The following is an 8,656-nucleotide window of genomic DNA, read 5'->3' on the forward strand; positions in this document are numbered from 1 at the left end:
TTCTTCAATCATATTGTTCCCCTTTCTAGATACAGTCTAACAGATTCAGAAACACTTTTGGCACATTTCCCCCATTCTGTTCTCTACACTGCCTCAACTGCACAAAAAAGAGAGGGCAAGCCTCTCTCTGGGTTATTTTTCATCATTCATTTTTGACTTTACTTCATCATAAGATAATGCATGAGATTCCTCTTCTACGGTTTCAGGCATCTTTCCTGTTTCGTAAAGAGATTTAATTTGTGTACTATCCAATGTTTCGTATTTCAATAATGCTTCTGCAATCAACTTGTGAGTTTCACGATTTGACTGAATAATTTCAGCAGCTTTATTTCGTGCTTCATTCAATAATGAACGAACCTCTTCATCAATTTCATAAGCTGTTTGTTCTGAAATTGATTTTTGAGGACTCTGTGCACCAAACATAGCATGGTTTCCTTCATATTGTACTGGGCCAAGTTTTTCACTCATACCGTACTCTGTAACCATTGCACGCGCCATTTGTGTCGCTTGTTCAAAGTCGTTTGAAGCTCCTGTAGTTTGGACATTGAAGATAATTTCTTCAGCTACACGGCCACCCATTAAACCAGCCAATTGCTCTTTCATATCTTCTTTGGAAAGAAGCATTTGGTCTTCCTTAGGAAGTGCAATCATATAACCGCCTGCACGGCCTCGTGGTACGATAGTAACTTTATGAACAACACGGGCATTCGATAAGACTAGACCAACAATGGTATGTCCAGCCTCATGGTAGGCAACCAATTCACGTTCTTTTTGTGAAACTGTCTTATCTTTCTTAGAAGGACCAGCAATAACTCTATCTTCTGCTTCATCAATATCTGAGGCATCAATTATCGATTTATTGCGACGAGCAGCAACTAAAGCAGCTTCATTCAATACATTCTCTAAATCAGCACCAACAAAACCTGGAGTTTGTTGGGCAACTAATTTCAAATCTACATCTTCTGCTAAAGGCTTGTTCTTAGCATGAACTTTCAAGATTGCTTCACGACCTTTAACATCAGGGCGACCAACCAATACTTTTCTATCAAAACGTCCTGGACGCAAAAGGGCAGGGTCAAGTACATCTGAACGGTTTGTCGCAGCGATGACAATAATTCCTTCATTTCCCTCAAAACCGTCCATCTCAATCAAAAGTTGGTTCAAGGTTTGTTCACGTTCGTCATTTCCTCCGCCAAGACCAACTCCACGTTGACGTCCAACAGCATCAATTTCATCGATAAAGATAATAGCTGGTGCTGCTTTTTTGGCATCTTCAAAAAGAGAACGGACACGACTAGCTCCAACTCCGACAAACATTTCTACAAAGTCAGAACCTGAGATACTAAAGAATGGAACACCTGCTTCTCCGGCGACTGCCTTAGCAAGCAAAGTCTTACCTGTTCCCGGAGGTCCCTCTAGAAGGACACCTGCTGGAATACGGGCTCCAAGTTTTGTAAATCGTTTTGGATCTTTTAAGAATTCAACAACTTCAACTAGTTCTTGTTTTTCTTCCTCAGCTCCAGCAACATCTGAAAATCTTACTTTAATATCTTCTTTATTTGCAGCTTTAGCCTTACTACGTCCAAAACTCATCGGGTTACGACTATTATTTCCTCCCATATTTCCCATCATCGAGAAGAGGAAGAAGAAGAGGATACCGAATGGCACAATGGATACAAGAATATTAATCCACATACCACTTGAACTTTCATGCTTAATAGTTACTTCCGCTTTATGGTCAGAAGCAAGCTTTTGTAATTCTGATACTGTCGTATCTGAAGGAAGAATAATACTTGAAAATTTCTCTACTGTTGTAGCAGAAGGAGAAAAGAATTGAATGCCTGTTTCTTCTTTACTTGTTTTAGGATTTTTATAAACACCTGAAACCTCGATAACACTGCCATTTGGTTGGTAAGTCAATTCTTTTACATTGTCATCGGTAATTTCTTTTACCAATTCTGTATAATTAATTTGCTCACTTTTCCCTGCAACACTACCTGTACTAAAATACTGGTAACTTGTAACTAGGAAAAAAATAAGTAATAACCATAGAAAAGGATTTTTAATTAAACCATTATTTTGTTTTTTCATTAAAAATTGTTCTTTCTAATTTGAATACACTTCTTCTTTCAATACTCCAACATAAGGAAGGTTACGATAATTTTCTTTGTAGTCTAAGCCATAACCTACTACAAACTCATTTGGAATAGTAAAGCAAGTATAGTCTGCCTCAATTTCTACAACACGTCCCTCTGGTTTATCCAATAATGTTGCAATCTTAACAGAAGCTGCATCTCTTGCAATAAACATATCTCGCAAATTCTTCAAAGTTTGACCTGTATCAATGATGTCCTCTACAAATAGAACATGTCTTCCTTTAATATCTTGAGTTACATCTTGCTTGATATTGATGACACCACTACTTGCTGTTCCACCATGATAGCTAGAAACCATCATAAAGTCCATTTCAATATGTGTATCAATATGTTTAACCAATTCAGCCATAAAAGGGATAGATCCTTTTAAAATCCCAATTAAAATCGGATTTTTTCCTGCATAGTCTTTAGTTAGTTGGGCACCTAATTTTTTAGCAGCTTCTGTAATTTCATCGTGTGAAACAAGGATTTTTTTAATATCGTTTTCTAACATTTTTTTACCTATCTATTTTTTCTATATAAAGTACAGTGTTCATTATATCATTTTTCGTGTTTTTACTCAAATTACTGGTCGCAATTCCCAAAATTGAGACAATTTCACCAAATTGCTCAATAATCAGAGCTGATTTTCGCTTTTCCATAGGGATTTTCAAATCAATAAATAGACGTCTGAGTTTTTTTCTATGCCCATTTTGAATCAAAAAATCTCCTGTTTTTCGATGACGAATGTGTATTGATGTTTCCCGTGAAACAGGTACCTGCTGAATGAATTCACCTTCTAAAGGAAGTCCAAAGGAAAATAAATAACCTTGGTAAGATACCTGATTTTGATAGTGTAACACAAGTTCATCTTCCTTTTCATCAGACTGAGGACTGATTTTACAAATCTTAAACCATTGGTACTCTTTTATCAATTCATAACCATTTTTTAGCGGATGACGATACTGGCTTTTAGTTTTTAAAATCTGCCGAACTTCTTCAAACTGAGCTTTTGTAAGATTCAAATCTGGAAAACGATTCAGATAAGTTTGAAGTAAAACTCTTTGTGTCGACTCAGAGTAAGACAATAGCTGATCTAAATTCTCTACATCAATATTCTTTGATAATTCAGCTATAGCTAAGTCATAATCTAAAATTTCATTGCCGATGCTTAAGATTGCATATCTAAATCGAGGATTTTCTTTTTCTAATTCTGGTAAATAAGAATTTCGAATACGATTGCGAAAATAATGATTTTCCTGATTTGATATATCTTCAAAGTGGAAAATTGGTGGAAAGTCTTTTTTCTGAAAATGCAAGAAGGGCCGAATGATTTCTATCTCTCCTACTACTTGCTTCTCCTTAATTCCTGATAGATAGCGCAAACGAGTACCTCGAATCAAACGCATCAAAATCGTTTCCACCTGATCATCAGCATGGTGGGCAGTGACTAAAGCTGTCGCACCTGTCTTTTTCATGACCTCTTGAAAAAAATCATAACGAAAATGTCGAGCACGCGCTTCTGAAAATTCTCCTGAAAAATTGCTGATATAAATAGGAAGCTCTGCTTCAGCAGCCAACTTCCTTAATTCCTTTTCTTCCCAATCTGATTCAATTCTCTGCTTATGATTAACATGAGCTAAAATCAATTCAATTTCCAACTCTTCTTGATAAGTAGACAATACCTTGAATAGAAACATAGAATCTAATCCACCAGAAAGAGCTAGCACCACCTTAGTATGTTTTTTAAAATATTCTCTCTTGAGAAAATGATTTAAAAAATCTTGTTCCCTCATTTTAGAACCTCATAAACGTCCTTGGCTATCTGAGAAATCGTATCATAATCAGAATTCTTAGTGAAAATAGAAATAACAAATGGAGAATCTGCATAGATAACGCCCGTATCATGCTTAAATTCATCCGCATCTCCAATTTTATGAGCTACTTTAACAGAAACACCTTTGGCAATTCTCTCATTATCAAAATCTGTTTTAGTCAAAGAATCCAATACAAGTCCATTTTGGTTATAAATAGCTTCCATGACTTTCCCAGCCATTTTAGAAGAAATCAATTTTTCTTTTGGATCCCAATCATCTCCCATAATAGCAGACGTCTTGGATTTGAATATAGCATCAGATTGATTTGAAATGTAATATCCCAATAGATTATGAGCTACATTATCCGATTCTTTAGATACTTTTGTGATTAGGTCCTTTATAGAATACTCTTTATTATCCTCTTTTTTAGGGAGACTACCACTTCCCTCTGGTTTATAAGAACCTGGAAAATCATTGACTGCTGATACGTATTTTACAGTCGTGTCTAACTGATAAAGACCCTCATTTATTTTTTCTTGCGTATAGTAGAGATAAGGTAATTTTAAAATGCTAGCTGCATACATCTTTTCATCTTGATTGATACCAGCTTCTTTTCCAGTAGTCAGTTGCTTAACATAAATAGAAAATGAATCCTTCTGATATTTTTCCGATAACATTTCTTGGACTTTACTCATCCGATTATCATCTTCAGAAGTTGATTCTTTAGCTACCCATCCAGCCTGATCAATATGTAGAAATTCTTTCCCTTCTACAAACATGGTCTTATCAATTGAAACTTGCGAATAAGCTGATAAGGATGATTTCACTTCTTTTAAATCATAAGGACTGTTATACAGTTTAAAATCAGATTCTAACCATACTTTTTTTATTGTTGTAGTTACCTCTGATTGATCATATAAAAATCGTTTGTCCGCAGCTATAAATTGATGATTTGATAGCTTAAATACCGGAATTCCTTGTTTATTTAAACGCCACTCGGTTATTTGAAAACTTGTTTTTGGAGTCAATTTTCCAGATTCCACTACTAAATCTTCATTCGCATAAACAGGAACCTCTCCATAAACCATGGGAGAACTTAATTTTTCTCTAAAATAAATACCAAAGTCAGATTGTGAAAGGTAATAAATTTCTTTCGAAGTATATACAACTTCTTTTTCTGTGCTAACGACTTTTGAAACTGTCAAAAAACTCGGTAGCAACAAAATAATTAAGAACTTACGCATTCTTCCTTTCCTTTTCTTCTCGTAAACGCAATAATTGATTTTTATCAGCTAACTCTTCCAGCTTTTCATCCGATAGACTCAAGAATTGCTCAATTACGTCTAATAAATTTTCCATTTTATCACCTTGGGAGCAAGTCAGGAATCGTATAAACAGCTTCCCGATTCTTAGAATAATAATATTTTGCACGCATGTATTTAGCAGCGTACTCTTCATCTTTCAACTTTGTAGCAAAAGCTGTCTCTTTCTCCTTTTCCTCACTCAAGGTTTGATACTGAGTTTGCAAGTCTGATAACTGTTGACGTCTTTGGAGTAATTGATTATAGCTTTGAGCAAGATTATAAGTTGGTAAAATGAACAATAAAATCATCAAAATAAGAACCCAGCCCATGAAACGATTACGTTTTTGTCGTTCCTTCATCAGATAGCGACGACGTTGGTGTTCATTTTGAATAAAAGAATTATTCAATTGTACGATATTTTTAGACATTTTCTTCTACCCGTGTTTCACTGACAATTTCATACATTCCTGCTGCATCTTCTTTTTTTGTACTATCTTTCATCTCCAGTACTTTTACAAGCAGCAACTTATTCCCAAATCGAATTTCAACTTGGTCATTAACTTTCAAATCCGTTGAACTTTTGGCCAAGATTCCATTTACCTTGATTCTGCCTTTATCTGCTACTTCTTTTGCGACTGTACGACGCTTGATAATTCTTGATACTTTTAAATATTTGTCTAGTCTCATTTTTATTACCTCAAATTATTATTGTACCATTTTTATCTACTTTATAGAAGAAAAATGTTAAAGGGAATTGCCTTCTTTCGACACTTTTATCTCTAATAAACTTTCTCCAAAAATGAGCAGACCTTCTAAAATTTCATAGTCCTTCTTGTTTCGGATATCAAACACAACTTCCATTAATCCCTTATTCTCAGCTATGGCTGCTTTTAAGTCCGTTGCGGATAAAGCTTTAAAATAATCTTGAGCCAAAAACAATCGTTGAGTGACTTTTTCAAATTGAACTGTAATCTTATTCTCTTTTCGTTCCACACGTTGAACAAATACCTTATCAAGATAAGACTTAACCAAACCAATCTCTAAAAGATAGGCTACCACATCTGGGTACTCTCCAAATCGGTCCATCAACTCTTCTTGTAATTCTTCGTAGTTGACACGGTTGTCAATTTGACGAATTTTCTTGTAAATTTCAATCTTATGTCGTTGATCAGAAATATAAGTATCAGGAAGATAGGCATCAATTTGTAAAATCAACTCAGCATTCCCTTTGGCTCTTGTGTTCCCATTACCATGTCGTTTAGCAATAGCTTCCTCCAATAACTGCGAATACAATTCAAAACCAACAGAATCAATGAAACCAGACTGGGATTTTCCTAAAAGGTTTCCTGCTCCACGAATGGAGAGATCTCTCATAGCAATCTTAAATCCAGAACCTAATTCTGTAAATCCTTTAATCGCTTCTAATCTTTTCTCGGAGACTTCACTGATTGATTTTTCTGGACGATACATGAGATAGGCATAAGCAATACGATTACTACGACCGACTCTTCCTCTTAACTGATACAAGGTTGACAAGCCCATATGGTCAGCATTTTCAATAAATAAAGTATTGGCATTTGGAATGTCCACCCCTGTCTCAATAATGGTAGTCGTCACTAAAATATCATACTGACCTTCAATGAAATCCAGTAGAGTATTTTCTAACTGAATCTCACTCATTTGCCCATGAACATAACCAATCGAAGCCTCTGGAATCAACTCCTGTAATTCTGAAACCTTCTGATCAATCGTGTCAACTTTATTGTAAAGATAGTAAACTTGACCTCCACGCTCCATTTCACGCAAGACAGCATCACGAATCACACTATCATTCTTTTCTAAAACATAGGTTTGCACTGGATAGCGATTAGTCGGCGGAGTTTCAATAACAGACAAATCTCTGATTCCCAGCATAGACATGTGAAGGGTCCGAGGAATTGGCGTTGCTGTCAAGGTCAAGACATCTACTTGTTTTTTCAGTTCTTTCAAGGTTTCCTTATGCTTGACACCAAATCGCTGTTCCTCATCAATAATCATCAAGCCCAAATCAGCAAACACAACATCTTTTGACAAAACACGATGTGTTCCAATTAAAATATCAACTTGACCCTTTTTCAATTTTTCAAGTGTTTCAGTCTGCTCTTTTTTACTTCTAAAGCGACTCAACACATCAATATTAACTGCAAAATTTTGGAATCGTTCCTTAAAATTCGTATAGTGCTGCTGCGCTAAAACCGTCGTCGGAACTAGAACGACAACCTGTTTATGATCGTTGACTGCCTTAAAGGCTGCACGCATAGCAACTTCAGTCTTTCCAAAACCAACATCCCCAACTAAAAGTCGATCCATTGGTTGAGAAGCCTGCATATCTCTCTTGATTTCCTCAACACTACGAAGTTGATCATCCGTTTCAACATAAGGGAAGGCATCATCAAAAGCATGTTGATCCTTATCATCAGCTGAGAAAGCAAAACCCTTCAACTGACTACGCTCAGAATAAAGTTTGATTAAATCGTCAGCTATATCCTCTACCTGGTTCTTTACTTTTTGCTTGGCCTTTTTAAAATGACCGTCATTTAATTTATTGAGTTTTGGAGCTTTCCCATCACTTGAAACATATTTGGACAGTAGATGAATCTGTTCCACTGGGATAGAGATTTGATCCCCGTTTTGGTATTGAACACTAACATAATCACGGTGAATCCCTTTGATTTCAATTGTTTCAATCCCTATATATTGACCAATCCCATGGATATGATGGACAACGTAGTCCCCTTTTTCAAGTTCATTATAATCTTTTAATCTCTCTGCATTCGAAACATGTTGTCTTCGAAAACGACGTTTCAATTTCTTTTGAAAAATCTCATGTTCAGTTATCAATAAAATCTTTTCATCTACAAAATGAAAACCATGTCTGAGATTACCCTCGATTAAGTTTACAGATTCTTTACAGATACTTGACTTATCTCTGGAATCTAATTTAATCTGATATTCCTCTAAAACATCCTCCAATGTTTTACTTCCCATTGAATTGCTAGACTGAAGAATAATAGTGTAATTCATTTTTTTGTATCGCTCAATTTCTTCTTTTAGAAAAGAAAATTGATTGAAAAACTCTTGCATAGGATATTGATTAAATTGATAAATTTGGTCAAACTTGAGATTGCTTAACCCCTTTTGCAGATTAGAGAAAAAGGTAACCGGACTCTGTTTCTTATAGGTTTGCTCTGTATCAGCAAAATACTGCATCTCAGAAAATGATTTACCATTCTGTAAATCTTCTGTAAAGTATTGTACTAACTCCCTTTCAAAGACTTCATACTGATTCATCAATTTCTGATAATCATCAAAGAATACTGGGGTATCTTTTTCAATATAGTCAAAAACAGTCCATGTCTTG

At 35.4% G+C, this 8,656-nt stretch carries 8 protein-coding genes; all 8 read right to left on the reverse strand.

Translation table 11 applies throughout. The features are described 5' to 3' along the window. Nucleotides 1-132 precede the first annotated feature (132 nt). Nucleotides 133-2,091 carry an ATP-dependent zinc metalloprotease FtsH gene (gene ftsH, locus LG372_RS09500; protein WP_000744570.1) on the reverse strand — a complete coding sequence of 653 codons (1,959 nt, stop codon included), beginning with the start codon at nucleotides 2,089-2,091 and terminating at the stop codon, nucleotides 133-135. Between the two features lie 15 nt (nucleotides 2,092-2,106). Continuing rightward, a complete protein-coding gene (hpt, locus tag LG372_RS09505; protein ID WP_049486815.1) occupies nucleotides 2,107-2,649 on the reverse strand; it encodes a hypoxanthine phosphoribosyltransferase in 543 nt (180 codons plus the stop codon). A 4-nt stretch (nucleotides 2,650-2,653) separates the two neighbouring features. Beyond that, on the reverse strand, nucleotides 2,654-3,931 hold the full coding sequence (gene tilS / locus LG372_RS09510) for a tRNA lysidine(34) synthetase TilS (RefSeq protein WP_049493199.1): 1,278 nt from the start codon (nucleotides 3,929-3,931) through the stop codon (nucleotides 2,654-2,656). After that, a complete protein-coding gene (locus tag LG372_RS09515; protein WP_225742692.1) occupies nucleotides 3,928-5,196 on the reverse strand; it encodes a serine hydrolase in 1,269 nt (422 codons plus the stop codon). Before LG372_RS09515 ends, tilS begins: the two co-directional genes overlap by 4 nt. Next, the gene (locus LG372_RS09740) at nucleotides 5,189-5,311 is read right to left on the reverse strand and encodes an SP_0009 family protein (RefSeq protein WP_049552245.1); all 123 of its coding nucleotides are present in this window, start codon (nucleotides 5,309-5,311) and stop codon (nucleotides 5,189-5,191) included. Before LG372_RS09740 ends, LG372_RS09515 begins: the two co-directional genes overlap by 8 nt. 4 nt (nucleotides 5,312-5,315) lie before the next feature. Then, nucleotides 5,316-5,684: a septum formation initiator family protein gene (locus LG372_RS09520; RefSeq protein WP_115904950.1), complete on the reverse strand. Its 369-nt coding sequence runs from the start codon at nucleotides 5,682-5,684 to the stop codon at nucleotides 5,316-5,318. Beyond that, complete coding sequence (locus LG372_RS09525) at nucleotides 5,677-5,943, reverse strand: RNA-binding S4 domain-containing protein (protein ID WP_049552243.1); 267 nt, start codon at nucleotides 5,941-5,943, stop codon at nucleotides 5,677-5,679. The genes LG372_RS09520 and LG372_RS09525 overlap by 8 nt, the downstream gene beginning before the upstream one ends. 57 nt (nucleotides 5,944-6,000) lie before the next feature. Beyond that, nucleotides 6,001-8,656, reverse strand: a 2,656-nt coding sequence (mfd, locus tag LG372_RS09530) for a transcription-repair coupling factor (protein WP_225742693.1), incomplete at its 5' end; no start/stop codon positions are given.

This window comes from Streptococcus sp. Marseille-Q5112 (genome assembly GCF_916700555.1).
GTDB lineage: Bacteria > Bacillota > Bacilli > Lactobacillales > Streptococcaceae > Streptococcus > Streptococcus symci.

Coding starts and splice junctions, on each gene's coding strand:
- tilS (WP_049493199.1), bottom strand. CDS start 3,931: ATGAGGGAACAAGATTTTTTAAATCATTTTCTCAAGAGAGAATATTTT.
- ftsH (WP_000744570.1), bottom strand. CDS start 2,091: ATGAAAAAACAAAATAATGGTTTAATTAAAAATCCTTTTCTATGGTTA.
- LG372_RS09525 (WP_049552243.1), bottom strand. CDS start 5,943: ATGAGACTAGACAAATATTTAAAAGTATCAAGAATTATCAAGCGTCGT.
- hpt (WP_049486815.1), bottom strand. CDS start 2,649: ATGTTAGAAAACGATATTAAAAAAATCCTTGTTTCACACGATGAAATT.
- LG372_RS09515 (WP_225742692.1), bottom strand. CDS start 5,196: ATGCGTAAGTTCTTAATTATTTTGTTGCTACCGAGTTTTTTGACAGTT.
- LG372_RS09740 (WP_049552245.1), bottom strand. CDS start 5,311: ATGGAAAATTTATTAGACGTAATTGAGCAATTCTTGAGTCTATCGGAT.
- LG372_RS09520 (WP_115904950.1), bottom strand. CDS start 5,684: ATGTCTAAAAATATCGTACAATTGAATAATTCTTTTATTCAAAATGAA.